This window comes from Gymnodinialimonas mytili (assembly GCF_037544085.1).
Lineage (GTDB): Bacteria > Pseudomonadota > Alphaproteobacteria > Rhodobacterales > Rhodobacteraceae > Gymnodinialimonas > Gymnodinialimonas mytili.
In genome coordinates this window covers 161,827-186,614 of sequence record NZ_JBBIFW010000002.1, presented here as the reverse complement: position 1 = coordinate 186,614, position 24,788 = coordinate 161,827, and the positions used below count along the sequence as shown (strand labels likewise).

Sequence of the window (24,788 nt, the reverse complement as noted above, 5' to 3'; positions counted from 1 at the left end):
GAAGGGTCAGTAAGTGTGACGATTCCGTACTGACCATAGGCAGGTTTGCGCCGAGCACTCGGCGCCGTCGATATGGATATGGACTTTCGAAAAAAGCCCCACGCGCAAGGCGTGGGGCCAGAATTGTCACAGGCCGGTTGGGGCAGCGGGACAAGGCAACTGCCCGGCCCTGCGACGGGGGGTTACACGGCGATGGTGCCACCGCCTTGTTTCGTGACCACGACAACCGATGGGCGCGGTGGCATGTTTTCGGCAAAGTCCGGCCAGCGGGTCGCCGGATCTTCGAAGGTCGAGTTCCGCTCAAACCCGGCGAAATCGCCGGTGCCGTCCGTGCCAGGATGTTGAACCGCCAGGAACAAGGTCTGATCGTTATCGGCGAAGTACGGACCACAAAGCTCACCGCCGACAGGGCAGCGGAAGAACAGTTTGGCATGGCCGCGCAGATCGCCTTCGGTTTCCAGCGAATACAGACCGTCCGACTTGCCGGTGCGGCCCCAGCCGGACCCTTGGTCGGTCGAGATCCACAGACGGCCCGCCGTATCGACGGCGGCATTGTCGGGCGAACCGAACCAACCGTTTTCAGACGTTGCCGGGTTCCAGACCGCGCCAACCTCTTCGATGGTCGGGTCACCGCACTGCACCAGAATATCCCACTCACCGGTCAGCGCCGCATGATCGCCGCCCGCTTCGTTCATCTGCAAGATGTGACCGAACAGGCTTTCCGGCCGTGGGTTCACGGCGTTGACCTCTTCGCGGCGGCTGTTGTTGGTCAGCATGAGGAACACCGCGCCATCTTCGCGCGGCTGGATATCCTCGGGCCGGTCCATCGGCGTGGCGCCCAGTAGGTCGGCTGCCAGACGCGTGTCGATCATGACATCGGCCTGGGACATGAACCCGTTCTCTTCGGTCAATGGACCTTCGCCATGGGTCAGCGGCAACCAGTTATAAGTGCCGTCGTCGTTGTAGCGCGCGACATAAAGCGTGCCCTCGGACAGAAGCTGCATATTCGCCGCGCGGTCATCGCTGACCGTGCCTGCGGAGACGAACTTATAGGCATAGTCGAACCGGTTGTCGTCGCCGGAATAGACCACGATCTGACCCGACGGCGCGATGATCGACTCCGCGCCTTCATGACGGAACCGACCAAGCGCCGTGTGCTTGACGGGGGTCGATGTCGGGTCGAGCGGGTCGACCTCCACGATCCAGCCGAAGCGGTTGGGTTCATTGGGCTCCACATCGATGTTGAAGCGCTCATGATACTGACCCCAGGCATACCAGCGGCCCGGTGTGCCATAACGCGCCATGCTGACGGCTTCGGCCTGCTCCGAAATATCCGGATCGCCTTCGCCATCGACGACATCGGTCCAGAAATAGCCGTGGAAGTTTTCCTCGGCCATGAGATATGTGCCCCAGGGCGTTATGCCACCGGCGCAATTGTTGATTGTACCGATCACGTTCATGCCCGCCGGATCAGCGGAGGTCTGCATGCGCGCATGGCCCGCAGCCGGCCCCGAGAAGGTCATTTCGGTATTCAGCGGGCTGATACGGCGGTTGTATTGGCTATCCAGCACCACTTCCCACACGCCGTCATCGTTTTTGACGATCTCGAAAATCGACCCACCATGGGCGGCCATTTCGACATCAACGATCTCGGCCGTCATACCCTGGAAGCCGTCGCGGTCCTGACGACCAAGGCCGGGGAACATGACCTCTTCATTGGTGTATTCGTGGTTCACACACAGGATGCCACGACCCGGCTCCAGCTCGACAAAACCGACATAATCATTGTTGTAGCCAAAGCGCTGCAACTGATCTTCGGCGGATTGGTTGGTCGGATCGAACTCAGCCATATCAGGGAAGATCGGATCGCCCCAACGGATCAAAACGTTGGCGTCATAGCCGTCGGCGATGTGATGGTTTTCATCGTTGCCCCAGGGCAGTTCGTCGAAGACATAGCGGTCACCGGCATGGGCATCGGCCTGGGCGGGACGCGAGGACAGAGCCGTGGTGCCAAACAGCGACGTTGTTGCGGTGACGGCCAGCATGCCGCGCATGACATCGCGGCGCCCGAAGCGACGGTTGATCACGTCACCGATGGTATTGCCGAGATTGGGGTTTGTCGGGATGTCGTCGAACGCTTCGAACGCTTCGGCTTTGTTGCCGTACTCGTCGCTGCCAATAATGTCTTTCCGATTCATCTGGGGTCTCCCTGGAGTTTGGAAATAGTGTCCCGAGCCTGCCATCTCGGATGATCTCATACATGCAGGCGCGCATCATGGCGCGCTATGTAACAAGGATATGGCAGTGGGCCGCCTGCGGCGTTTTATCCACAGCATTTTGAAAGGTGCGCCAAACGTGGCGGCTTTGTACACGGATGCGAACATCGTAAAATCGATGTTGCGCAATCGGATATGTGGCAAGATCACTCACCGTCGGGGCACCATCGGAACACATCGCCATCGGCCTCGACCCGCCCGATAGACGGCAGCAAGAAATGTGTCCCCAGCACCCGTGCGCCGCTTTCGCTGACACTTTCCAGAAGCGCGCGACGCGAGGCCACCGCCCGTTCGGGATCATCATCATAGACGAAATGCCAATCGGGATAGCGGCATTGCGGTGTGGTATGGATGGCATCGCCGGTGATCACCGCCTCTGCCCCGCCGGACCGGATCCGCACCGCAACATGGCCGGGCGTGTGACCGGGTGTCGAGATAAGCGTGATGGAATCGCCGATCCCGTGTTCGGTCCCCACCTCTTCCACCTGACCGGCCTCGATCACCGGTAAGATGCTTTCGCGGTAAACGTCGTGACCCTTCTCTTCGATAAGCGGCAGGTCTGCGGAAGGCATCAGGTAGCGCGCATTGGGAAAGGTCGGCACCCAGCGGCCATCGACAAGCCGCGTGTTCCAACCGACATGGTCGGTGTGCAGATGGGTGCACATCACGTAATCCACATCCTCCGGCGCTGTACCGGAGGCCGCGAGCGCCGCCATGAACCGCCCGCTATCGCGCTGATGCCAATCGGGGAAGGAATTGGTTTTGTGGTTGCCGACGCAGGAATCGACCAGCACGACATGGTCCGGCGTCTTCAGCAAGAACCCCTGCACCGGCAGGATCACGCAGCCGGACGCGGCCTCAATCTGGCCAGGCGCCAGATCTTCCATGATCCGCACAACATCCGGCCCTGCTGTGGGAAACAACCGCTCCGCTTCCCGGAACAGGCCATTCACCTCAAGGATGCGCCAAACTTCAACCTCACCAATCCGACACAACATCGCCTGACCCCATGTTTTGAAAGACAGGGTCAGGCTGCCATAGCGATGTCCTATGCGCTAGGCGAGAAACAGGAAGTCTTCCTGGCCAAACACGCTTTGATCTTTCCCGACCATGATCATGCCACCCAGACTGTCATCGATCTGGCCATCGGTCCCCAAGAACCGGATCACGGTCGATTCGATGCCCTCGTGGTTGAAATTTTGGAAGACGAGGTCATCGAAACTGTCGACCGCGCCCGCAAATTGGATCTTGTCGCGCGTGGCATCGAAGCTGGTCACAACATCGAAGGCCCAATCGAATTCCTCGACCACTATCGTGTCGCGGCCCCAACCGGTATCGATCGTGTCGCGCCCCAAGCCGCCTTTGATCACGTCAGACCCATTGCCGCCGATCAGGTGATCGTTGCCTGCGCCGCCAAACAAGGTGTCGTTTCCGGCCCCGCCATCAAGCGTATCGGAGCCGGTGCCGCCGCGCAGTAGGTCGGAGCCGTTGTCACCGTTGAGCAAGTCATCGCCGACCCCGCCATCAAGCGTATCGTGGCCGCGGCCGCCATTCAGAGTGTCATTGCCTGCGCCACCATCGATTTGGTCGTAGCCGCGACCGCCATCTACCCAATCATTGCCCAAGCCTCCGGTGATCATGTCATAGCCTTGATCACCATGGATCACGTCATTGCCGGTGCCACCTGACACGGTGTCATTGCCGTCACCGGCCCAGATCGTATCGTGGCCGCTGCCGCCCCAAATCTGGTCCAGGCCTGCTTCCCCATAGACCAGGTCGTCGTTCAGACCCGCCGCGATCAGATCGCCGCCATCGCTGCCCATGATCGGATCCAGCACCTCGGCACCGCGGTCATTGTCCTGGATGACCACCCCGCCCAGTGCCGTTGCGCCATCGGGGATGTAGTTCTCGCGATCATCAAAGGTCACGTCGGGCAATTGCGAGACGTCCGGCATCACCGTTAGAAAGTGCGGCTCTTGCCCGGTATCGCGGGTCATATCGGCCCGGGCTCCGTCGAGCGCGTAGAAGATCGTGCCGCCCCCGGCGGTTTCGATCACAAGCCAGCGCTGGGGCTCGGCGGTCGTGTCCGAATATTCCCCGTTATACGAGACGACGCGTACATTCGGCGGCAGGTTGTCGAAATCCAGGATCTGCCCTTCCAGCCGGATCACATCGCTTTTCGGGTCGAAATCCTCGATCCGGCCCACAATGTCGGATTGCACATTGGCTGTATTCACGAAGTTGAACGTGTCCGCACCGGTCCCGCCGCGCACATGATGCCCGTGGCTGAAGCTTGTGATTGAGGCAAAGCTCAGCATGGTCATATCGGCGCCAGCGCCAGCATAAGTGTGGATTTGGCCCCGACCATCTTGCGCGGTCGCCATGATCGTGTCGTTGCCACCGTAGGTGAACACGGCACCACCGGTGCTATGGATCATATCCGCGCCGGATGTGCCCGTCTGGGTGCCAGCGCCTCCGTGGCCATGGTCATGATCGTGGCCCATGTCGCCGTTGCCGTGTTCTTGGGTATGCTCGTTGTCCATTTCTCGCTCCACCAATAGCTTTGGCGGCAAACTGACAAATGGGCGGTAATAGGAGTCTTAACGAAAGCGAACCCTTGGTTTAGTTCATCTGAGCGACATGGTTTCGCCACATTTTCGCCCTTGTATACAGGTCGATCCATCGCATTTTAGCAACCAGACGCAAAAAGGCCCCACCAGATGGCGGGGCCTTTCGCAAATCTTAACGTCGGAAAGACTTAGTCGTCGTCGCCTTTGTTCAGCGCAGCGCCCAGGATGTCGCCCAAGGACGCTCCCGAATCGCTGGAGCCGAACTGCTCCACGGCTTCTTTCTCTTCGGCGATCTCACGCGCCTTGATCGACAGACCCAGACGACGCGATTTGGCGTCGATATTAGTGACGCGCACGTCAACCTTGTCACCCACCTGGAAGCGCTCAGGACGCTGTTCGGAGCGGTCGCGCGACAGGTCCGAGCGGCGGATGAAGGACTTCATGCCTTCGTAATCCACTTCGATGCCGCCATCTTCGATCGCCGTGACTTCCACGGTGATGACCGAGCCGCGCTTCACGCCCTCGACCGATTCCGCAAACGGATCGCCGTCCACGGCTTTGATCGACAGGCTGATACGTTCCTTGTCGGTGTCGACCTCGGTGACAACCGCCTTCACGATATCGCCCTTGCGGTAATCGTTGATGACATCCTCGCCCCGGCCTTCCCAGGTCAGGTCGCTGAGATGCACCATACCGTCGATCTCGCCTTCGAGGCCCACGAACAGACCGAATTCGGTGATGTTCTTGACCTCGCCCTCGACCTGCGTGCCCTCGGGGTGGCTCTCGGCGAACACTTCCCACGGGTTGCGCATGGTCTGCTTGAGGCCCAGGCTGACGCGGCGTTTGACCGTGTCGATCTCCAGCACCATGACTTCGACTTCCTGAGACGTCGAAACGATCTTGCCGGGATGGACGTTCTTCTTGGTCCACGACATCTCGGACACGTGCACCAGACCTTCGACACCGGGCTCCAGCTCAACAAAGGCACCGTAATCGGTGATGTTGGTGACGCGACCGGTATGGGTCGATTCCAGCGGGTACTTGCCTTGCACGGCATCCCACGGATCGTCCTGCAGCTGCTTCATGCCAAGGCTGATGCGGTGCGTGTCTTTGTTGACCTTGATGACCTGAACCTTGACGGTCTCGCCGATGGTCAGGATGTCCTTGGGGTCGTTCACACGGCGCCAGGCCATGTCGGTCACGTGCAGCAGGCCGTCCACGCCACCCAGGTCGACGAATGCGCCGTACTCGGTGATGTTCTTGACCACGCCGTCCACCACGTCGCCTTCGTTCAGCTTGCCGATCACCTCGGCGCGCTGCTCGGCACGGGACTCTTCCAGGATCGCGCGGCGCGAGACAACGATGTTGCCGCGGCGACGGTCCATTTTCAGGATCTGGAACGGCTGCTTGAGGCCCATCAGCGGGCCTGCATCGCGCACCGGGCGCACATCCACCTGCGAACCGGGCAAGAACGCAACCGCGCCACCCAGATCCACGGTGAAGCCACCCTTCACGCGGCCGAAGATGGCGCCTTCGACGCGTTCTTCCGCGGCATAAGCTTTTTCCAGACGATCCCAAGCGGCCTCACGGCGCGCCATTTCGTGGGACAGCACCGCTTCGCCGCGGGCGTTTTCCACGTTGCGCAGATAAACCTCGACTTCGTCACCGACTTCGATAGCGGGCGCTTCGCCAGGATTTGCGAATTCTTTCAGCTCGACGCGGCCTTCCATCTTGTAGCCGACGTCGATGATGGCTTGGCCCGCTTCGATTGCGATGACCTTGCCTTTGACAACCGAGCCCTCTTCGGGCGTGTCAATTTCGAAGCTTTCGTTCAGGAGGGCTTCGAATTCCTCCATCATGTTATTTGCCATGTGGCGTTTACGATCCTTTGGTTCATTTCACTGGCCGTGCGGTTGTCTCCGCCGGTCTACTTTGGTTTGCGCGACCACTTCGCTGCTTGAGCGCGGTGTGTAGCCGTTGGTTGGCGGGGTCGAAACCAGCGCACCAAGGGTCCGCTGATAAAACAAAGAGGGCCGGAGAACGTCCGACCCTGCTCATCTCGATGCCCACGACTTATCCGCCGAGTTGACGTGCGCGCGTATATAGGGCGAATCCCTTACACGCAAGGGGTGCACGGCTTGATTCGATATCGCGTATTATCGCTCGACCACCCGAACCCATGAGCGAATACCAAGACAGGGGGCTTGTGCGATCATACGGTTCTACATCGATAAGCCGTTGTTGAGGCGAGTTAGCGGCCCAACATGACGCGATATGGCCGCCGGTCTAGCTGTCCCACGCCATTACGATGTTATCCGACCTCCACAGGGGCCCAGGATCGGTGAAGGTTCCAATCTCTACGCCACCCATCGTCTGATAGAAACGCCGCGCCCTTTCATTTTGGCGCACGACGGCCAACCCAACACCGTTTCCGGCATGAATATCTGGCCGCTCTAAAACGGATGTCAGCAAACGGCGCCCAATCCCCTGGCTTTGAACGTAGCTCTGGACATAGAGGTGCTTGATCTCAGTCCTACCCCCGAATGCGGCGTGGCTCGACGGGCCAAAACTGATGATGCCACTTATCGCACCAGCCGTCTCGGCAACCAACACACCGGTTCGCGGGTCGTCCGAGGCAAGGGCTTCGATCCAATAGGGCAATCGCTTCGCTTCATCCAATGTCGCCAAGGCTTCGGCAGAAGCGTAATCGCGATAGGTGGCACGCCAAATGGCCACATGGAGGCCCGCGATGGTGTCGGCCTCATCCTCCCGTGCGGGCCGGATCAATGTTGAGGATAAAGGATGTGTCACGGAAATGCTCACATGTCGGGTCGGTCACGTTCCGCCAATCATACGGTCGGAAAGCGGGGGTTCAATCAGGCCGGCAAAAGCTCGCTTCATCCGACATACTGACACCCGCGCAGCGACTTGGCATAAGCTTGCCCTATGAAACTGACCGACCATCACCGCACCGCGCTCGACGAGATTTTGACCTGGCGCCGGGACGTGCGCCATTTCCGGCGCGACCCGATTGATGCCGCGCAAATGGGCCGTCTGCGCCAGGCGATGGATCGGGCGCCATCGGTTGGAAATGCGCGCCCATGGCGGGTTTTGCAGGTCGAAGACGCAAAGGCACGTGGGCAGATCATCCGCATCTTCGAGACGTGCAATGCTGAAGCCGCCGATACATATGCGCCCCCGGAGCGGCGGGATTACCTCGCCCTCAAGCTTGCGGGATTGCGGGAAGCGCCGGTGCATCTGGCCGTGTTCACCGATGCGGCGGTGACAGAGGGGCGGGGCCTTGGGCGCAAGACGATGCCGGAAATGCTCGCCTATTCGACCGTGATGGCGATCCACACGCTCTGGCTCGCGGCCAGAGCCGAGAATATCGGGCTCGGTTGGGTTTCCATTCTGGATCCGGATGCCGTCTCCGCAGTTTTGGGAACGCCGGAAAGCTGGGCGCTGACAGGATATCTCTGCCTTGGTCATCCGGAGGCGGAAGCTGACACACCATTGCTGCACAGCGTTGGGTGGCAGCCGAACAGGCAAACAGATTGGCGGATTGTCTGATGCCCTGATGTCCCAATAGCGCGCCGAAGCAGGTCTGCTGGCCGCGTGTAGTTACTCTCGCCAAACGCCCCAATCCGGCTGCCTCAAGACCCGCCCTTGCAATCCGGTCCCAGCGCGCCAACAAAGCGGCCATGAAAATCGCCTATGTCATGTCCCACCGTGAGTTGAACGGCGTCACCGCCAGCGGCACCGCGCAGATCCGCGCGCTTCTGGATCGCGGGCACGAGATGTATCTGGTGCATCGCCCCGATGCCTGGATCGGCGCGCAGACATTCGAAGGCCCCATTCATCGCTACCCCATCGATATGGGCGGGCGCTCCATGAACCGGCCCGCGATCACGCAGCTCCGCGATGATCTCAAAGCCGCCGGGGTCGAAGTGGTCTATTCCCACGGCACCCAGGCCAATCGCATTTCGGCGCTGTGGCGACGGCAGGGCGCGTTTCCGGTGCTGGCCAAGGCGGCCGCGCGGATCTGGCATCCCCATTGGCGCTGGCAGCACATCATAATCTCGCCGGGCCAACCGACCGCCGATTGGCTGGTGGTCAACTGGCTGGCGCGGCGCAAGAACATCCAGGTCATCCCGAACTTCGTGCGCACAGGCGATATCATCCGCCGGTCTCCCGACACACGGGCCGAGGCGCGGCAGGCTTTGGGCCTGGACCCCGATATCTTCGCGTTGGTGATGGTCGGCACCATCGATGCGCGGAAGAACCAAGCGGCAGTCGTGCCTTTGCTGGCAGAGCTGGCGCGGCGCGGCATTCCAACGAAGGCAGTTCTGATCGGATCGCCCGGCGAGGCCGAGGTGGCGAAGATCCACGCCGGCTGCGCGCAAGCGGGGCTGGTCGACGCGGTCCAATTGCTTGGCCATCGCGACGATGCGCGGCGATTGCTGCCAGCCTTCGACGCCTTGGTCAGCACCTCGTTGGATGAACAGGCCCCGGTTACGGTGGTGGAGGCTTTGGCGACCGGCTTGCCCGTCGTCTCCACGCCCGTTGGAAACGTGCCGTTCCTGATCCAGACCGGCGTGAATGGCGCGTTGATCAACCTGTCGGACCCGACCGAGGCCGTCGATTACATGCAGATGCTCGCCACAGACGAGGATGCGGTTGCGGCCCAAAGCGCGGCGGCACGGGCGACCTTTGATGAACGGCTAAGCGAAGATGATATCGTCGCGCGGATCGAGGACACGTTCCGCATCGCCATCGACCGCTATAAACGGCGTTAGACCGGCACGTGCGTCAGATCACAGCTCTTGGCCCAGATCCAGCAGCTCACGGATCAGACCGGGTGTGTCGCCGCCGCCAAACATGATCGCGCCAGAGGTAAAGCTGTCGCCATAGGTCTGGGCCAGCGTCACGGTCTGCGCGATGCCGGAAATCACCTGTTCAGTCTGCAATGGCGACAGCGGATGGATATAGGTCGACCACAACCGCCCATTGGCCACCGCGTAACGCGCATCTAAAGCGGTGTCGAAATTGGCCTGCATCAACCGCAGCAATTCCGCCTCGCCCAACGCTTCAGATGAGGAGATCGGCACCAGGATCCGCATCCGGTCGGCGATAGGATCCATGACGATGGTCACCGGAACGCTGGCAACGGTAAAGGACATACCGCGCGGTTCGATTGTGGCGTCGGGGTCCAGAGCCGTCACAATACTGGCAAGACGTGTCACGGTCATGTCCGGCTCGACATTCGCCACCTCCGGGGAAACTTCAGCCTCGGGCGGCGTCTCTTCGGCATTCTGCGCCAGGGCAGCCATGGAAAACGGGACGACCAGCATCGCCGCCAGAGTGAAAACGCGCAACATAGGTGTCTCCGAACGCAAGGTGGCGATAGGCTAGCGCGACTTTGCGCATGCACCTAGCGCGGAATGCTCACCTTCTGTCACGAGATCGGCATCGGCGCCGGTTTTTGAGGAAAATTGTACAAGACCTATGAACAACAGTCCTGGTCCAGCGGCAGGGCAGCGCCTTGGTCGCGGCCATAGGTGCTTAGCGCTGCCTGGATCGGGCAGGCCGCCCCCGGACCGAGAGGGTGAGGTAGGAATGCCGACCTATCCCAATCGCCTCGAACGATCCAAACGCGCCGTGGGTGTTGAAGACGTCAATCTCGACAATCTCACCGGCACACGGATCGACAAGAACGGGTTCCGCCCGGGTCCAGTCGATTTTCGCGCCGACCATGTGGAGCCCCGCAGGTACGGTCAGCTCCAAACTGCTGTTGCGCTTGATCCGACCCACCTCGACATCATTCACGAAGATCCGATAGGCGCGGATCCTATCTGCCCAGCCGCCGCCGCGATGCACAATCAGCGTTGCGGTTTCACGCGTCACGCTTCGCCCTGACTGCCGCGATTGCCGCGGCCACTGCATCGTCGACCGACAGCGCACTGGTATCCAGCACCAGCGCATCCTCGGCCGCGCGCATAGGCGCTGTCGCCCGGTCGGCATCGCGGGCGTCACGGGCGCGCACATCGGCCAGCACCGTGGCATATTCGGCCTCAATCCCCCGATCCGCCAATTCATCCAAGCGCCGCTTTGCCCGCACCTCGGCGCTGGCCGTCACAAACAACTTTACCTCGGCGTGTGGACAGATCACCGTCCCGATATCGCGCCCATCCAGAACTGCACCGCCAACGCGAGTGGCAAAGGCGCGTTGGAAATCCAGCAAAGCGGCGCGCACTTCGGGGATCACCGCCACTTTTGAGGCCGCCTGTGCGACATCAGGCGTGCGCAACGCCTCTGGATCGGCTAAGTCCTGGGGTTGCAGGTCTTCAGCCGCCTGCTGCGCCGGTTCACCGGCCAAAACCCGTGCCCCGACCGCGCGATAGAGCAGCCCCGTATCCAGATGCGCAAAGCTAAATTCCGCGGCGACGGCCCGCCCAATCGTGCCTTTTCCCGCCGCAGCGGGCCCGTCGATGGCAACAGTGAATCTCATGGGCGCTTGGGTCTCATGAATAGGGCGGTGAGCGCAATCGCACTGGCGATCAACAAAGCGAATTTCACCCGCGTCATAGTGCTTGCTGCGGCGATCATTGCGTCTGAGGGCTCATCCGTCCGCAACAACGCCGCGATCTGAGCGTTCTCGCCGAGATCCGCGAGCAGAAAGGCAATCGGCAGCAGCGCCAAAGCGCGCCAGACGCCCCGCAGGGCCCAGATCATCGGTGCGGCCAGGAAAACTGCCAGACAAACTGGAAAAATCGTGTCGAGCACCCGCATGTCGTTCAGATAAATCGCGCGCGCCGGCGCTGTCAGAGCCGCAAGGTAAGCGCGCGCCTCATCGACACTATACCCGATCAACCTTGCATCCAGCGGCAAGGCCCCTCCCGAACCGGGGATCAACTCGACAAACCAAAGCCACGCGATGCCGCCATAGAGCGCCGTGGTCAGGAACGCCAAAGCCTGCCACGCCTTACGCGGGCTCATCCAGGCACCTGCGTTGTCAGGTCCGGATCATCACAGCCAGCCTGCGGCAGATCATCGGCCAAATCGTAGTAGGCTCCTTTGAAATCACAAAAGATATGGCCCGCCATGCGCACGCCGGGATCGCCATCCAACGTGCCCGCAAAAATTGACAGATGTGTGCCCGGCCCATCCCAAAACAGGTTCGATCCACAAAGCCCGCAAAACCCGCGGCGCGCCGTACCCGAGGAGGCATACCAGGTGACTTCACCGGTGATCTTAACGCTGTCTCGCGGGGCGGAGGTTGCCGCGACGTGATGACCGGAGCTTTTGCGACATTGCACGCAGTGGCAGGCGATGACTGGGCGTAACGCACCCGTCACCCGATAACTCATTTGCCCACACAGGCACGATCCCGTCACGTCACGCATCGCGTCCCTCCGTCCCGCCGACAGCCTAGACCCGCCCGCGACACGACGCCAGGGGTCAGCTTTGCTCGGGCTCCGTGTCGGGCGGCAGGGTGCCATCCATCTCGTCACGCACCTCGCGTCGGATCGCACGCGATGGCGGGCAGACCTCTTGCATGAAGGTCCATAGATGCCCGGCGAGCTGCTCTTGCTCCATCCCGTAAAGGATGAACTGCCCCTCACGCTTGCGCCAGATCAGCCCGGCCGATTCCAGAATCGACAAATGCTTGCTGACGGCTGGCTTCGACATCTCGAACCGGTCAGCAATCGCCCCGGCATGGAGCGGCCTATCCCGTAAATACGCCAATATTCTCCGACGGTTAGCCGAGGATAGCGCCTCAAACACTTTATCAGGGCTTGACATATTTCACCAATTAACTCACAGGTTAAATAGAGATTTCACTTATTAGTTAAATGACGAAGTGAGGAGATACAAGGGATGGATGCCAAACCTGCATTGAAATCAACGGATCGTGTGACCCCTGTCCCAGGCAGTTCGGCGGTCGCGGGCCGCGTCATCTGGGCCCCCGCCAAATCCCTTTGGTTCAGCGCGATGGCGTTTGCGGGTGGGATCGGCGTGATCCTTTACCCGTCCTGGCAGGCGGCGGGTGTCACGCTGGTGCTGATGCTGCTGACGCTATGCTTGGGCCATTCGGTCGGAATGCACCGCCTGCTGATCCATCGCAGTTTCGCCGCGCCGCGCTGGCTGGAATACACATTGGTCTATCTGGGCACACTTGTCGGTATGGCCGGTCCCGTCGGGATGTTCCGCATCCACGAGATCCGCGATTGGCAGCAACAACAGCCCGATTGCCATTCCTTCGCCAAACACGATGTCGGGTTCTGGTGCGACGCGCTGTGGCAGATGCATTGCGAGCAGGTGCTGGATCACCCGCCGAAGCTGCACATCGAAGCGCACGTGACGGAGGACCCGTTCTATCAATGGCTGGAGGCAACCTGGCGCTGGCAGCAGCTTCCGCTTGCGATCGCGCTCTATGCGATGGGTGGGGTCGGCTTTGTCCTTTGGGGCATCGGTCTGCGCATTGCGGTGTCACTGGCCGGACATTGGGTAACGGTGCACTTCGCCCATACGCGCGGCGACCGGCCCTTCGTCGATGACGGTATCGCGGTGGATGGCCGCAACCTACCCGCCCTTGGGCTCGTGACCTTTGGCGAGGCGTTTCACAACAATCACCATGCCTTCCCACGCTCCGCCCGGATGGGCCACACCGCAAGGCAGCTCGATCCCGGTTGGTGGGTGATCCGCGGGCTCAGTTGGATCGGCCTCGCCTGGAACATCCAAACACCCGACGGCCTTGAAACTCCGAATCTGCAAGAGGTGCTGCAATGACCCGCCTGATCGACACCGACCGCGTTTTTGCGCGCCCCGACACCTCCGCCACCCAAGGCCGCATCGTCTGGGACGCAGCGAAATCTCTCTGGCTCTTGGCCCATATGGCCGGGGGCGCGGCAGCGCTGATCTGGTTCCCGTCTTGGGGTGGGTTCGCGGCGTTCCTGCTTCTGGCCGCGATGACCCTCTGCGCCGGGCATTCGGTGGGGATGCATCGACTGCTGATCCACCGCGCCTTCACCGCGCCGAAAGGACTGGAACGTGGTCTTGTCTGGCTTGGCACCCTGGTGGGTATGGCGGGTCCGTTCGGCATGATCCGCGCCCATGACATGCGCGATTGGCACCAGCGGCAGGCGATCTGCCCGCCGCACCCCTCCCATGGCGCTGGCCCCCTGCGGGACGCTTGGTGGCAGATGCATTGCGCCTTCCGCCTCGACTACCCACCCCGCTTTGAGATCGAGCCCGAAATCGCAAACGACCCCTGGTATCGCTGGATGGAGCGGCACTGGATGGCACAACAACTGATCCCAGCGGCCATTCTGTTCGCCTTGGGCGGGATCGGGTGGATCCTATGGGGCATCTCGCTGCGCATCGCCGTATCGCTGATCGGTCATTGGGCCGTCGGCCATGCCGCCCATAAAGGTGGCCATCAGGGCTGGGAGATCCAAGGCTTGCCCGTCCAAGGCTATAATTTGCGCGGCTTGGGCCTTTTGACCTTTGGCGAAAGCTTTCACGGCAACCACCATGCCTTCCCCCATTCGGCCCGCCTCGGGGTCGAGCGGGGTCAGATGGATCCAGGTTTCTGGCTCATCCGCACGCTTGAGGCCATGGGCCTGGCCTGGGGCGTCAAAGGCCCCTCCTCCGAGCCTCACCGCGAAGGTCTCAAACGTGTCACTGAACAAAGCCCGATTGCGCAACAGGAGATGATCTATGCAGGTGAATGATGTCTGGCGCGGTTGTTTTGCGGCCTATGGCGGCGGGGTCGGGATTTTGGCGCTGATCATTGCCCTCACCTCAACCGCAGGTGCACCCGATCAGGTGTTGTCGGCGTTTGCTCTGAGCTTGCTCATCCTGGGCGGCTACGGCCTGTTGCTGCTTGGCCCCGCAATGCTGCTGGCCTTTGTCAGCTATCACATGCTCCGGCGGCGCCTGAGACGGGCGATCTGGTGGCAATCTGTTGCCCTTGTCGGCGGATGGTCTGCGCTGGTCTTCGTTCCCCTGGCAGGCGCGGCGGGCGGCTTGATCCTGTCAGCCGCGTTCGGAGCTTTGTTCGGCTTGCCGTTCTGGTGGGGCGCCGTCGGCTGGCATTGGTCGGTGGACCTGAGCGCAGCGGGCGGAGATAAGAGCACATGAAAGCGATAATCCTTTTGCTGGCGATGCTGATCACCGCCCCCGCCACGGCGCAGAGCCATTTTGGCTATGCCGGTGTGCTTTGTGGGCTGGACGGCGCGGGCGAGGATTTCGCGGCAGAGGTCGCGTCTTTCACCAACATCGCCCATGTCTGCCCCACCGGTGACATCGCCACCGACGCCGCCCGTCTCGCGCGCGCGTGGGAACTTGGGATGACCCCGCTCTTCCATGTGGAGCCGATGTTTTTCCGTCGGAACGGCTTTGCAATGTGGCGGCGCAACTCGCTCGATCTGTGGCAAGCCGGTCTGCAATCCATCGCGGTGAGCGGCGTGCCTACCGAAGAGCTGGTCCTTTATGTCGCCGACGAACCTTCGCTGATGCGCCTCAATCCGCGCCGTTTGGAGCAGGTCATCGACCGCATCCGAGCCGATCTGCCGGGCGCGCGCACCATGGTGATCGATGCGTATCGTGACAGGCATCCACCGGCTGTGCCCTGGAATGTCAATTATTGGGGGTTCAACATGTATCTGCTGTCCGATCCCGCCCAGGATGAGCGCTTCATGCGCCACCTGAATGCCGCCCGTAATAGCAGCCCACACAGCGTCGAATTGGTGCTGGTGATGGATGCCACCCATACGCCGATCCATAGCCAGGCAGGCTTGGCACCCGAGGATATGGCCGAGGTCGCCCGGAACTATGCCGCCCTTGCGGCAACAGAAGGCGTGGCGATGCTGCTCGCCTATGCCTGGCCCGGCGGGATCGAGTGGGAAGATGAGCTGGGCGCACGCGACCTGCCCGGGTCGGTTCGCGCGGCCCATACAGAGATCGGCCGCGCGATTGTCGGGCGCTAGGCGGAAAAGTCGAGGTTTTGGGGCGCCGCCAGTTGCACACCGCTTTCGGCGGTCACCTCCACATCCTCTTCGACCACCCGAAGCGACAGGCCCCGGCACCAGGCCGTGCCGCCGCCTCGCAGATAAAACCCGTAATTGAGCGCGGCGGCGTCCTCTGGAATATCCAGCACCACGCGGCGATGGGTCCAATCGGCATCGCCTGTAATCGGCCCCGCGCCAGCCGCCGCGCTTTCCAGATTGTCAAAGGCCAGCACCTGTTTGTCCGCAGCGTCGGCGCGCAGCCAGATGGTGAGCCCACCGGTGACCTCATCGGCAGCCAAATCGCCCTCCAAGGCCACGCGACGACCGCGATAGGCGACCGCGTCAACCATCTGCATCAAGGTGCCAAAGGCCGACCCGCGATCTTCTCCGGGTTTCAGCCGGATCGCAGCGGCCCGCTGATCGCCTCGACGGGCCACGCCCATCTCGAACCGCTCAGGCTGATCACCGGACCGCATCCAGCCTTGGGGCAATGGTCCGATCTGAACCTCTGGCGCCAGCCGCGCGGACAGCGTGTTCCAATCCCTCAGCCCTTCCATCTGGGCCACCAGATCGAGGGCTTGGGAATGGCTGACCTCATGGGTCATCCCCGCCAAGGCACCGCGCAGCGTCTTTGCACGAGCTTTGGCCCGGTCAATCGTCATTATCATGGGAATATCCTTCACCATGGCAGGAGGCTGTGGTCGGGGAGCCCGCATTGCCCGATGCTCCTGCCTACGGAAAGACATGGATGTCATCAGAACGTGGTACATTCACCATGGGGAAACCCCGCGGGCGGCAGGCTGTACCAGCACAGGCTAAATCGTAAATCTTGAGGCCAGAGTAGAGCAAGACCGGCTTCAGATCTTACGCCAGGATAGGCCGGGTTCCGCCGTAATATGCGACATGAAACAGCCCAGCGTGCGGGGCGGTCGTCCGCGTCACGACCTGATCGGCGGATAGGTGTTGATCTGCCCGTTCGCCAGCTCGAACGTTGCCTTGAAACCGGCACCACGCAGAACACGGGACGACCCGTTCATATCTGGTAGATGCATGACGAATCCCGCAGTCTAGTTGAGCAGCACACACAAGGCCGCGCTGTTGCCATGATTGACCCAAATCTAGGCTCTCTCAGGATGGTCCAGACCAATGTCATCAAACCGAACTGGCCCGTCATCAAGCGTCAATCACATTCAGCGGTTCGCACGGTCCAGCTGAGCGCCCAGATCCCGCATCAGTGGCTCAAAAATCGGGAATGACGTCGCGATTGGGCCTGCATCATCCACGGTTATCCCCTGTTGGCTGGCAAAGCCCGCGCAAAGGAACGACATCGCGATGCGGTGATCCAAATGCGTTGCGACCGTCGCACCACCCGTGACACCGCCCGGCCCACGTCCATGGACAATCCACCAATCCGGGCCATCGTCCACCTCGACCCCGCAGGCGCGCAACCCGTCTGCCATGGCCGCGATCCGGTCGCTTTCCTTGACGCGCAACTCCTTCACGCCCCGCATCACCGTCGCGCCTTCGGCATTTGCGGCGACGACCGACAGGATCGGATACTCATCGATCATCGAGGCCGCGCGTTCCGGCGGAACCTCGATCCCTTTCATCTCCGGGGAGAACCTGGCCCGCAGATCAGCGACCGGTTCGCCACCCTCTTCGCGCGGATTCTCATAGGTCAGATCGGCACCCATATCGCGCAGCGTCTCGAACAGGCCGGCCCGGGTCGGATTCAGGCCGATATTCGGAACCAGGATATCTGAGCCTTCTGATATAAGCGCTGCGCATACCGGGAATGCGGCGGAGCTGGGATCGCGCGGCACCACGATGGTTTGTGGCCGCAGGTCCGGCTGGCCGGTCAGGGTGATCACGCGCCCCTCGGGCGTGATCTCGGTGGTGATTTCGGCACCAAAGCCCGCCAGCATCCGTTCGGAATGATCCCGGGTCGCCTCGGCCTCGATCACGACGGTCTGACCCGGAGCGTTCAACCCGGCCAGTAGGACGGCGGATTTGACCTGCGCCGATGGCACGGGCGTCGTGTAGGTGACCGGCAGCGGATCAGCGGCCCCGATCAGCGTCATCGGCAATTGCCCTTTGGCCCGGCCAAAGGCCTGCGTGCCGAACAGCGCCAATGGGTCCGTGACCCGCGCCATGGGCCGCGACCGGAGGGAGGCATCGCCCGTGAAGGTGGCGGTGATCGGGGATGTCGCCATAGCGCCCATGATCAACCGCACACCGGTGCCCGAATTGCCGCAATCGATCACATCTTCGGGCTCGGCAAAGCCGCCGACACCAACCCCGTGGATCGACCATTCCCCGTCATCGGAGCGGGTCACCTCGGCCCCGAAGGCGCGCATCGCGGAAGCGGTGTCGAGCACGTCTTGCCCCTCAAGCAAACCCGTCACGCGGGTTTCGCCGACACTCAGCGCACCGAGGATCAAGGAGCGGTGCGAAATCGACTTGTCGCCTGGGACATCGGCGATGCCCTTCAGGGCCGTGCCCCGACGGGCGGTCATAGGGATTGGATCGCCGTGGCTCGACATGGGGGCTCCGCTTGCTGTGGTCAGCGCGGTGATAGTCCCGCGGACAGAGGAGGTCCACCGGCCAATTGCACAGGCTTGTCCAGGGATTGCGCCGAGGTATCAACACACCACGAGACGATTAAGGGGGCGCTGCCCCCGTCCTGCGGACTCCCCCGGTATATTTAAGAAACAAAGAACGAGGGTAACGAAGTTTAACCGCGGGTCCGGCATGTTCGGGCTGCGGTGCAGGCGGGGACGCCGATGGCTGCAAACGGAGAAACCCCCGCCAAGATAGTCTTGGTCGGGTGCGGACCGGGCGATTTAGTTTTCTCTGTTTTTCAAATATCCCGGGGACGGCTTCACCTGGGGGCAGAGCACCCTGCAAACATGGGTCACTTCCCCGAAGGCTCGCAGCGAAGACGCCTCTGAAAGCGTTGATCGATAGAGGCCTTATTGACTGTCACAGGCCGCGCAATTTGAGAGCGGGGCGTGTTCCACTTGATTGAACCAACCTTAGCCAGCGATCTGTAGGCCCATCGGACCGACCATCCATCGACCCAGCTCAGTGTCTTTTAAAGGTCAGGTAGTGCGGCACACGACCTTCTCGCAAAGCTTTCTGTTCGTAGCGCGTGGAGAGCCAATCCTGCCAGGGTTCTCTCCAATCCAAGGGCCGTTCCGCGCGCCAGTCAAATTCGGCCCCCGGCACTTCTTCAAGGGTTTGGCGCACGTAATCCGGGATATCCGTGGCCACCCGAAATTCGGCGCCGGGCTTCAAGGCACGCGCAAGGGGGGCGAGGTGTTCCGGTGTGACGAAGCGGCGCCGATGGTGGCGTTTTTTGGGCCATGGGTCGGGATAGAGCAGAAATGCCTTCGCGATGCTCGCCTCGGGCAACACATCGAACAGGTCCCGCGCATCACCGGGATAGACGCGCAGATTGTCGACACCGGCCTTGCGGATCTTGCCCAGCAGCATGGCGACACCGTTGATATAGGGCTCGCATCCGATGATCCCGATATCTGGGTTCTGCGCGGCCTGGTGCACCAGATGCTCCCCGCCGCCGAAACCCACCTCCAGCCACACGTCGCGCCCGCCGAACAGAGCCTCAAGGTCCAGCGGCGCGCGGTCCGGGTTCACGTCCCAATCCACGGCTCCAGGGCTGAGCGCCGCCAGATCTTCGGCCAAGTATCGCTCCTGGCTGTCTTTCAGATGTTGGCCCTTGCGACGGCCATAGAAATTGCGATGCGGGCGCTTTGGATGTTCCATGGCGGGCGACTTAGCGGCTTGCGCCCCCGGGCTCAAACCCCAATCTCATCGCCGACGCAGCCATAGTACAAAAGGCAACGCGACCAGATACATGGTAACGCCATAGACCGCCGAGGGCAGCCCAAGCGCAGGAATGCCGACGCCGCTGACGATCAACGGCGCCAAGGTGATCCCGAGCGTGCCGTTCTGGATACCGACCTCCACCGAGATCGTCTTGCGTTCACGCCAGGTGAAGCCTGCGGCCGCCGCAATGCCAAGACCCGCCAACATCGCGACAACGTTCAACGTGATCAAAGCGGGCGCCAGAGTGGCGACATTGGCCATCAGCAGCACCCAGTTCGATGCGATGGCCGCAAGGATGACCAAGACAAACAGCAGGCTGGCCAGGCGCACCAGCGTGGGCTCAACCCGCAGGGCAAATCCGGGCGCGAGACCGCGGATCACCATGCCGATAGAGACCGGCAACAAGGTGATCACCACCATCGCCAGCGCCAATGACGTGACCGAGACATCGGGCGCCTCCGCCCCCATGAAATGCGCGACCGCCCAACCGACCAGCAGCGGCACCGTGACAATCGACAAGAGAGAGATCACCGCCGTCAGGGACACCGACAAGGCCACGTCCCCGTTCGCCAGCCGCGAGACGATATTCGACGTCACACCGCCGGGGCAAAATGACAGCAACATCACACCAGCCGCAATTTCGCCGGTCAATCCAAAGACCAGAATGACGATATAGGCGAGTACCGGGATCAGGATCACTTGGCAGACCGCGCCAATACCGAACACATAGGCACGCTCGGCCACCCGCCGGAAATCGGCCAATGTCAGGCCGACGCCCAAGCTCAGCATGATCACCGCAAGCGACAGCGGCAATCCGATACTCGTAATCATATCCATTGGCCCCTCCCTCAGTTGCGTCACGCTAAGGGCGGGTAAGGCTCAAAGGCAAGCGATGCATCACCCGTTGGCGGCGCGCCGCTCGGCCCGTCTGACCTCACCGCGGATCGTGGCCCAGAAGAACAGGCGATAGATGAGTGTCAAAATAACCGCCAAAATCGCCAGCGGGAGCATCGCGATTGCCAGATCGGATCCGATCACCTGCTGCATCTCGGCAAGCGCACCGGCACGTTGGCTTAGGGCAGCGAAGGTCAGCCCTGTCAATACGAGGGTGAACAGCGTGGCGCAGATAAAGGCGAGCGACCAGCCTTCGCCGCGCCCCATGCGCCGCTCCTCATTCGCGTAGAAGACCCGTGCGAGTTGCAGTGGCGGAAAGATCATGATTGCGACGCCAATACCGATGGCTGCCGGGCCGCCGAACACCATTTGCGCGATCTCTGGCGCAAATTGGGCCAACAGCACCGACACCCCCCATATCATGGCTGTCACCCCGATCACCGATAAGGCGAAGCGCAAGACATAATAGGCAAGCGATCTATTCACGCATCACAGTGCTGCTGTGATCGCTTGGGCCAGATCGGTGCGCTCCCAGGAAAAGCCGCCATCGTCCTCTGCCGCGCGCCCGAAATGGCCATAGGCAGCGGTGCGCTGATAGATCGGCTTGTTCAGGCCCAGATGGGTCCGAATGCCGCGCGGGGTCAAATCCATGACCTGTTCCAACGCCTTTTCGATCTGCGACTCGTGCACCTGACCGGAGCCATGGGTGTCGGCATAAATCGACAATGGTTTGGCGACTCCAATCGCATAACTCAACTGGATCGTACAGCGATGGGCCAAGCCCGCTGCGACAACGTTTTTGGCCAGATACCGCGCGGCATAGGCCGCCGAGCGGTCGACCTTGGTCGGGTCTTTGCCCGAAAACGCGCCGCCGCCATGGGGCGCGGCGCCGCCATAGGTGTCCACGATGATCTTGCGGCCCGTCAGTCCGGCATCCCCATCAGGGCCGCCGATCACGAATTTACCCGTCGGGTTCACGTGCCATTCGGTCTCGGGACTAATCCATCCCTCGGGCAATTCCTCGCGGATATAAGGCTCCACGATGGCGCGCACGTCATCGGATGTCAGCGCCTCGTCCAGATGCTGGGTCGACAAGACAATCGACGTCACCGCAACCGGCTTGCCGTTTTCATAGCGCACGGAAAGCTGCGATTTCGCATCGGGGCCTAAGGCGGGCTCTGCGCCGGATTTACGCACCTCTGCCAGACGTTTCAACACGGCATGGGCATAGTGGATCGGCGCGGGCATCAATTCAGGCGTTTCGGCCACGGCGTGACCGAACATAATCCCTTGGTCACCCGCGCCTTCATCCTTGTTGTCGGCCGCGTCCACGCCTTGCGCGATATGGGCCGATTGTTCGTGCAGCAGGTTGGTGACCTCAACCGTTTCATGGTGAAACTTGTCCTGCTCATAGCCAATATCGCGGATGCAGTCGCGCGCGATGGAATCGATCCGCCCCATATATTCGGTCAGCTTGGCTTGATCGCTCAGGCCCACTTCACCGCCGATCACAACGCGGTTGGTGGTGGCAAAGGTCTCACACGCGACACGCGCTTCGGGTTCTTCGGCCAGGAAGGCGTCCAGCACGGCGTCGGAAATCCGATCGCAAACCTTGTCGGGGTGTCCCTCGGAGACGGATTCCGAGGTGAATAGGTAGTTCTCGCGGGCCATGGGATTGCTCCATTGAAGTTGCGCCCCACGCCAGGAAGCCGTTGTGGGGTCGGATGCCCTTACGCCGCTTTTGGGCGACGTTCAATGGCACCCGAGAGAACACTCCCGATGATTGTGATCAAAAGCGCCACAGCCAGCACCGGAAGATCGCCGGTCCGCGCATAAAGCGTCGATGGGCGGGGCGGCGGCAGGCGGGCATCGATGATCCCGTGTATATCCATTGGCAATGCCTCGACGATCTGCCCGCGCCCGTCGATCATGGCGGAAATCCCGGTATTCGCGGCCCGGATCACAGGCAGCCCCTGCTCGGCGGCGCGCAATTGCGCCAAGGCCAAGTGCTGATGGGGCATCGCGAAACTGCCGAACCAAGCATCATTGGTGATCACAACCATGAAATCGGGCCGCTCCAACGCGCGTAGATAATGCGGGAAAATCGCCTCGTAACAAATCATCGGAAAGGCACGGCCCAGGGGGCCCAGATCGATCAAACTCGGACCCGCGCCGGGCCAATAGCCGCCAGACAATTGCGCCGCGATCCCTTGCAGACCCAGGCGCTGCGTCAAGCCACGTAGGGGCAGGTATTCTCCAAACGGCACCAGGTGATGCTTATCGTAGATCTGATCCACGCCACCCGCAGGATCGAGCAGCGCCAGGATGTTGCGTGGCTCAATCCCGGCATAGCGCTGCCCGCCCAGAATGACCTGCGCACCGCGCGCGGCTCCGGCGATCTCGGCCCGCGCCAGATCCGAGCGGCGCAGGATATCCGGCAGGCTGGTTTCGGGCCACACCACCAGATCGGGCGCGCCGTGATCGCCCGGGGCCTCGGCCGTCAGGGTCAGGGCACGTTGAAAGAAGACGGGAATATAATCCGCATCCCATTTCAGATGCTGGGGTGCATTGATCTGAACGATGCGCACCGTTGCAGCATCATCGGGCATAGCCAGCGGATCGGGCGTCAACGGCACCACACCCAGGCCAAGACCAACCGCCAATGGTGCCAGCGCGATGAGCGGGCGCGCCAAAAGCGCGGCGGAGGCCCCGGCCAAGACCAGTAAGACAAGGGTCAATCCCAGCGGTCCGACGAAGGCCGACAGCGCCAGCGCCTCGGAACCGATCAGCCCATGCCCCGGTTGCGCCCAAGGTAGGCCGGTGAAGATGCGACCGCGCAAGGCTTCGGTTAGCGTCAACAGACCGACCAGCGCCAGAAATCGCACGGCACCGCTCCCACAGAAACGCGCCGCAAGCCCACCCGCGAGTGCCCAGAACAAGGCCAACCCGCCCGCCATCAGCACAAGCGCGAACGGCGCCATCCAGCCATAGATTTCAGGCTCCACAAAAAACGGCTGTACGATCCAATGCATCGTGACGCCGAACCAGCCAAGGCCCACCCACCAGGCGCGCCCAGCGGCAGCTTTGGATGTGGGGGCCGTGCCGATCAATGCCAGCGCAAGGGAAAATCCGAGAAACAGGGCAGGCCAAAGATCAAAGGGCGGCAAGGCCAGCGCCGCCACACTCCCGGCGGCAGCACAAAGGCCCCGCGCGCGCCATCCCGACAGGCGCATCAGCGCCTGGGCCGGGTTCACTCGGCGGCCTCTTTCGGCATGCGCACGCGCAGGCGCTTTATGCGGCGCGGATCGGCATCGATCACCTCAAACTCGACCCCGGTGGGATGCGGCACAACCTCACCACGGGCCGGGACGCGACCCGATAACAGGAAGACAAGGCCGCCCAGCGTGTCGACCTCTTCCTCGTCATCGTCTTCGACCAGGTCCAGCCCAACCTCAGCCTCAAACTCATCCAGGGGCGCCCGGGCCAGCGCCAGGAAGGCGCCATCCTCTTCGCGGATCCAGGGCTGCGCCTCTTCCACGTCGTGTTCATCTTCGATCTCACCGATGACCTGTTCGATCAGATCCTCGATGGTCAACAGCCCGTCGACGCCACCATATTCGTCGATCACAAGCGCCATATGGGTTCGCTCGGCCTGCATCTTCGTCAGCAAAACACCGATCGGCATCGAGGGCGGCACATAGAGAACCGGCCGCAGGCTTTCGGAAAGGATGAAATCCGCGCTGCCGCCGTTGAACCCAAAGCCAAGCGCAATATCCTTCAGGTGCACCAGGCCAATGGGCTCATCCAGGGTGCCATCATAGACCGGCAGACGGGTCAGCCCGCTGTCGCGAAACACCTCGACCAGACCGCTCAAATCGGTGTCGACACTGACCGAGACGATCTCGGCCCGCGGAATGGCCACATCTTCCACACGCATCTGGCGCAGATTGCCAAGCCCCAGGGATCGTGGGCCCGACGTACCGGCCTGCGGTGTGCTGTCATCTTCTGTCGGATCAGACGGTTGCGCCACAGCGGGTGTAGCGCCGAAAAGTCGCGCGAAAAATCCCGGCCTCTGGGCGGGAGTATCATCATCGTCCGAGGGCGCGCCACGCGCCGCGGGAGACGACGGATCGGGATTTGAGCTCATGGCTCCTTTCCAATGATAACCGGGTCTGGAACACCCGTTG

General features: G+C 61.7%; 26 protein-coding genes and 1 riboswitch. Of the genes, 7 read left to right on the top strand and 19 right to left on the bottom strand.

The annotated features are described in order from the left end of the window. Nucleotides 1–182 precede the first annotated feature (182 nt). The 3 genes from V8J82_RS10295 to V8J82_RS10285 form a co-directional block, all read right to left on the bottom strand. Nucleotides 183–2,198, bottom strand: a complete 2,016-nt coding sequence (locus tag V8J82_RS10295; RefSeq protein ID WP_339974937.1) for a PhoX family protein — start codon at nt 2,196–2,198, stop codon at nt 183–185. Between the two features lie 224 nt (nt 2,199–2,422). Then, complete coding sequence (locus V8J82_RS10290; RefSeq protein ID WP_339974935.1) at nt 2,423–3,274, bottom strand: MBL fold metallo-hydrolase; 852 nt, start codon at nt 3,272–3,274, stop codon at nt 2,423–2,425. Between the two features lie 57 nt (nt 3,275–3,331). After that, nucleotides 3,332–4,714 (bottom strand): calcium-binding protein, encoded by a 1,383-nt coding sequence (locus tag V8J82_RS10285; protein WP_339974933.1) that lies wholly within the window; start codon nt 4,712–4,714, stop codon nt 3,332–3,334. Here V8J82_RS10285 and V8J82_RS10280 point away from each other — a divergent pair. After that, on the top strand, nt 4,706–4,837 hold the full coding sequence (locus tag V8J82_RS10280) for a hypothetical protein (protein ID WP_339974931.1): 132 nt from the start codon (nt 4,706–4,708) through the stop codon (nt 4,835–4,837). The two genes, V8J82_RS10285 and V8J82_RS10280, sit on opposite strands and share 9 nt — an antisense overlap. Nucleotides 4,838–5,034: 197 nt before the next feature. Here V8J82_RS10280 and rpsA read toward each other — a convergent pair whose 3' ends face one another. Beyond that, nucleotides 5,035–6,717, bottom strand: a complete 1,683-nt coding sequence (gene rpsA / locus V8J82_RS10275) for a 30S ribosomal protein S1 (protein ID WP_339974929.1) — start codon at nt 6,715–6,717, stop codon at nt 5,035–5,037. A 415-nt stretch (nt 6,718–7,132) separates the two neighbouring features. Continuing rightward, complete coding sequence (locus tag V8J82_RS10270) at nt 7,133–7,657, bottom strand: GNAT family N-acetyltransferase (protein WP_339974927.1); 525 nt, start codon at nt 7,655–7,657, stop codon at nt 7,133–7,135. Nucleotides 7,658–7,792: 135 nt separating this feature from the next. On the opposite strand from V8J82_RS10270, the gene bluB reads away from it, so the two are divergent. Together bluB and V8J82_RS10260 are read left to right on the top strand one after the other, a co-directional pair. Beyond that, entirely contained in the window at nt 7,793–8,416 is a 624-nt protein-coding gene (gene bluB, locus V8J82_RS10265; RefSeq protein WP_339974925.1) for a 5,6-dimethylbenzimidazole synthase, read from the top strand. A gap of 131 nt (nt 8,417–8,547) precedes the next feature. Further along, nucleotides 8,548–9,642 (top strand): glycosyltransferase family 4 protein, encoded by a 1,095-nt coding sequence (locus V8J82_RS10260; RefSeq protein ID WP_339974923.1) that lies wholly within the window; start codon nt 8,548–8,550, stop codon nt 9,640–9,642. 18 nt (nt 9,643–9,660) lie between these two features. Here V8J82_RS10260 and V8J82_RS10255 read toward each other — a convergent pair whose 3' ends face one another. The 6 genes from V8J82_RS10255 to V8J82_RS10230 form a co-directional block, all read right to left on the bottom strand. After that, the gene (locus V8J82_RS10255) at nt 9,661–10,224 is read right to left on the bottom strand and encodes a hypothetical protein (protein WP_339974921.1); all 564 of its coding nucleotides are present in this window, start codon (nt 10,222–10,224) and stop codon (nt 9,661–9,663) included. A gap of 184 nt (nt 10,225–10,408) precedes the next feature. Beyond that, nucleotides 10,409–10,750: a hypothetical protein gene (locus V8J82_RS10250; protein WP_339974919.1), complete on the bottom strand. Its 342-nt coding sequence runs from the start codon at nt 10,748–10,750 to the stop codon at nt 10,409–10,411. Then, entirely contained in the window at nt 10,740–11,354 is a 615-nt protein-coding gene (cmk, locus tag V8J82_RS10245) for a (d)CMP kinase (RefSeq protein WP_339974917.1), read from the bottom strand. Before cmk ends, V8J82_RS10250 begins: the two co-directional genes overlap by 11 nt. Further along, a complete protein-coding gene (locus V8J82_RS10240; RefSeq protein WP_339974915.1) occupies nt 11,351–11,842 on the bottom strand; it encodes a hypothetical protein in 492 nt (163 codons plus the stop codon). The genes cmk and V8J82_RS10240 overlap by 4 nt, the downstream gene beginning before the upstream one ends. Next, nucleotides 11,839–12,249 carry a GFA family protein gene (locus tag V8J82_RS10235; RefSeq protein ID WP_339974913.1) on the bottom strand — a complete coding sequence of 137 codons (411 nt, stop codon included), beginning with the start codon at nt 12,247–12,249 and terminating at the stop codon, nt 11,839–11,841. Before V8J82_RS10235 ends, V8J82_RS10240 begins: the two co-directional genes overlap by 4 nt. A 55-nt stretch (nt 12,250–12,304) precedes the next feature. After that, complete coding sequence (locus V8J82_RS10230; protein ID WP_339974911.1) at nt 12,305–12,649, bottom strand: metalloregulator ArsR/SmtB family transcription factor; 345 nt, start codon at nt 12,647–12,649, stop codon at nt 12,305–12,307. Between the two features lie 75 nt (nt 12,650–12,724). Here V8J82_RS10230 and V8J82_RS10225 point away from each other — a divergent pair, with 75 nt between their 5' ends. Genes V8J82_RS10225 through V8J82_RS10210 form a run of 4 tightly spaced genes read left to right on the top strand, consistent with a single transcriptional unit; the run spans nt 12,725 to nt 15,837 of the window. Then, entirely contained in the window at nt 12,725–13,636 is a 912-nt protein-coding gene (locus V8J82_RS10225) for an acyl-CoA desaturase (RefSeq protein ID WP_339974909.1), read from the top strand. Beyond that, nucleotides 13,633–14,580 (top strand): acyl-CoA desaturase, encoded by a 948-nt coding sequence (locus V8J82_RS10220; protein ID WP_339974907.1) that lies wholly within the window; start codon nt 13,633–13,635, stop codon nt 14,578–14,580. Before V8J82_RS10225 ends, V8J82_RS10220 begins: the two co-directional genes overlap by 4 nt. Continuing rightward, a complete protein-coding gene (locus tag V8J82_RS10215) occupies nt 14,567–14,989 on the top strand; it encodes a hypothetical protein (protein ID WP_339974905.1) in 423 nt (140 codons plus the stop codon). The genes V8J82_RS10220 and V8J82_RS10215 overlap by 14 nt, the downstream gene beginning before the upstream one ends. Next, complete coding sequence (locus V8J82_RS10210) at nt 14,986–15,837, top strand: hypothetical protein (protein WP_339974903.1); 852 nt, start codon at nt 14,986–14,988, stop codon at nt 15,835–15,837. The genes V8J82_RS10215 and V8J82_RS10210 overlap by 4 nt, the downstream gene beginning before the upstream one ends. Here the strand turns inward: V8J82_RS10210 and V8J82_RS10205 are convergent. The 8 genes from V8J82_RS10205 to V8J82_RS10170 form a co-directional block, all read right to left on the bottom strand. After that, nucleotides 15,834–16,526 (bottom strand): glyoxalase superfamily protein, encoded by a 693-nt coding sequence (locus V8J82_RS10205; protein ID WP_339974901.1) that lies wholly within the window; start codon nt 16,524–16,526, stop codon nt 15,834–15,836. The genes V8J82_RS10210 and V8J82_RS10205 overlap by 4 nt on opposite strands. 522 nt (nt 16,527–17,048) lie before the next feature. Beyond that, the gene (gene aroA / locus V8J82_RS10200) at nt 17,049–18,401 is read right to left on the bottom strand and encodes a 3-phosphoshikimate 1-carboxyvinyltransferase (protein ID WP_339974899.1); all 1,353 of its coding nucleotides are present in this window, start codon (nt 18,399–18,401) and stop codon (nt 17,049–17,051) included. A gap of 541 nt (nt 18,402–18,942) precedes the next feature. Beyond that, nucleotides 18,943–19,644 (bottom strand): tRNA (guanine(46)-N(7))-methyltransferase TrmB, encoded by a 702-nt coding sequence (gene trmB, locus V8J82_RS10195; RefSeq protein WP_339974897.1) that lies wholly within the window; start codon nt 19,642–19,644, stop codon nt 18,943–18,945. Nucleotides 19,645–19,689: 45 nt separating this feature from the next. After that, nucleotides 19,690–20,544 (bottom strand): bile acid:sodium symporter family protein, encoded by an 855-nt coding sequence (locus V8J82_RS10190; protein ID WP_339974895.1) that lies wholly within the window; start codon nt 20,542–20,544, stop codon nt 19,690–19,692. Between the two features lie 60 nt (nt 20,545–20,604). Then, nucleotides 20,605–21,087: an ABZJ_00895 family protein gene (locus V8J82_RS10185; protein ID WP_339974893.1), complete on the bottom strand. Its 483-nt coding sequence runs from the start codon at nt 21,085–21,087 to the stop codon at nt 20,605–20,607. 3 nt (nt 21,088–21,090) lie between these two features. Continuing rightward, nucleotides 21,091–22,272, bottom strand: a complete 1,182-nt coding sequence (metK, locus tag V8J82_RS10180) for a methionine adenosyltransferase (protein ID WP_339974891.1) — start codon at nt 22,270–22,272, stop codon at nt 21,091–21,093. 5 nt (nt 22,273–22,277) lie between these two features. Beyond that, nucleotides 22,278–22,325: riboswitch (SAM-SAH riboswitch) on the bottom strand. A gap of 6 nt (nt 22,326–22,331) precedes the next feature. After that, complete coding sequence (gene lnt / locus V8J82_RS10175; RefSeq protein ID WP_339974889.1) at nt 22,332–23,855, bottom strand: apolipoprotein N-acyltransferase; 1,524 nt, start codon at nt 23,853–23,855, stop codon at nt 22,332–22,334. Next, entirely contained in the window at nt 23,852–24,748 is an 897-nt protein-coding gene (locus tag V8J82_RS10170; RefSeq protein WP_339974887.1) for a transporter associated domain-containing protein, read from the bottom strand. Before V8J82_RS10170 ends, lnt begins: the two co-directional genes overlap by 4 nt. Nucleotides 24,749–24,788: the final 40 nt, after the last annotated feature.

Excerpts from the sequence above, each read along its gene's own strand:
- V8J82_RS10190 (WP_339974895.1), bottom strand. The coding sequence starts at position 20,544 with ATGGATATGATTACGAGTATCGGATTGCCGCTGTCGCTTGCGGTGATC.
- V8J82_RS10295 (WP_339974937.1), bottom strand. The coding sequence starts at position 2,198 with ATGAATCGGAAAGACATTATTGGCAGCGACGAGTACGGCAACAAAGCC.
- aroA (WP_339974899.1), bottom strand. The coding sequence starts at position 18,401 with ATGTCGAGCCACGGCGATCCAATCCCTATGACCGCCCGTCGGGGCACG.
- V8J82_RS10260 (WP_339974923.1), top strand. The coding sequence starts at position 8,548 with ATGAAAATCGCCTATGTCATGTCCCACCGTGAGTTGAACGGCGTCACC.
- V8J82_RS10205 (WP_339974901.1), bottom strand. The coding sequence starts at position 16,526 with ATGATAATGACGATTGACCGGGCCAAAGCTCGTGCAAAGACGCTGCGC.
- trmB (WP_339974897.1), bottom strand. The coding sequence starts at position 19,644 with ATGGAACATCCAAAGCGCCCGCATCGCAATTTCTATGGCCGTCGCAAG.
- V8J82_RS10280 (WP_339974931.1), top strand. The coding sequence starts at position 4,706 with ATGGATCATATCCGCGCCGGATGTGCCCGTCTGGGTGCCAGCGCCTCC.
- bluB (WP_339974925.1), top strand. The coding sequence starts at position 7,793 with ATGAAACTGACCGACCATCACCGCACCGCGCTCGACGAGATTTTGACC.
- V8J82_RS10220 (WP_339974907.1), top strand. The coding sequence starts at position 13,633 with ATGACCCGCCTGATCGACACCGACCGCGTTTTTGCGCGCCCCGACACC.
- metK (WP_339974891.1), bottom strand. The coding sequence starts at position 22,272 with ATGGCCCGCGAGAACTACCTATTCACCTCGGAATCCGTCTCCGAGGGA.
- V8J82_RS10230 (WP_339974911.1), bottom strand. The coding sequence starts at position 12,649 with ATGTCAAGCCCTGATAAAGTGTTTGAGGCGCTATCCTCGGCTAACCGT.
- V8J82_RS10240 (WP_339974915.1), bottom strand. The coding sequence starts at position 11,842 with ATGAGCCCGCGTAAGGCGTGGCAGGCTTTGGCGTTCCTGACCACGGCG.
- V8J82_RS10290 (WP_339974935.1), bottom strand. The coding sequence starts at position 3,274 with ATGTTGTGTCGGATTGGTGAGGTTGAAGTTTGGCGCATCCTTGAGGTG.
- V8J82_RS10235 (WP_339974913.1), bottom strand. The coding sequence starts at position 12,249 with ATGCGTGACGTGACGGGATCGTGCCTGTGTGGGCAAATGAGTTATCGG.
- V8J82_RS10215 (WP_339974905.1), top strand. The coding sequence starts at position 14,567 with ATGCAGGTGAATGATGTCTGGCGCGGTTGTTTTGCGGCCTATGGCGGC.
- V8J82_RS10225 (WP_339974909.1), top strand. The coding sequence starts at position 12,725 with ATGGATGCCAAACCTGCATTGAAATCAACGGATCGTGTGACCCCTGTC.
- rpsA (WP_339974929.1), bottom strand. The coding sequence starts at position 6,717 with ATGGCAAATAACATGATGGAGGAATTCGAAGCCCTCCTGAACGAAAGC.
- V8J82_RS10210 (WP_339974903.1), top strand. The coding sequence starts at position 14,986 with ATGAAAGCGATAATCCTTTTGCTGGCGATGCTGATCACCGCCCCCGCC.
- V8J82_RS10285 (WP_339974933.1), bottom strand. The coding sequence starts at position 4,714 with ATGATCCATAGCACCGGTGGTGCCGTGTTCACCTACGGTGGCAACGAC.
- V8J82_RS10255 (WP_339974921.1), bottom strand. The coding sequence starts at position 10,224 with ATGTTGCGCGTTTTCACTCTGGCGGCGATGCTGGTCGTCCCGTTTTCC.
- V8J82_RS10170 (WP_339974887.1), bottom strand. The coding sequence starts at position 24,748 with ATGAGCTCAAATCCCGATCCGTCGTCTCCCGCGGCGCGTGGCGCGCCC.
- cmk (WP_339974917.1), bottom strand. The coding sequence starts at position 11,354 with ATGAGATTCACTGTTGCCATCGACGGGCCCGCTGCGGCGGGAAAAGGC.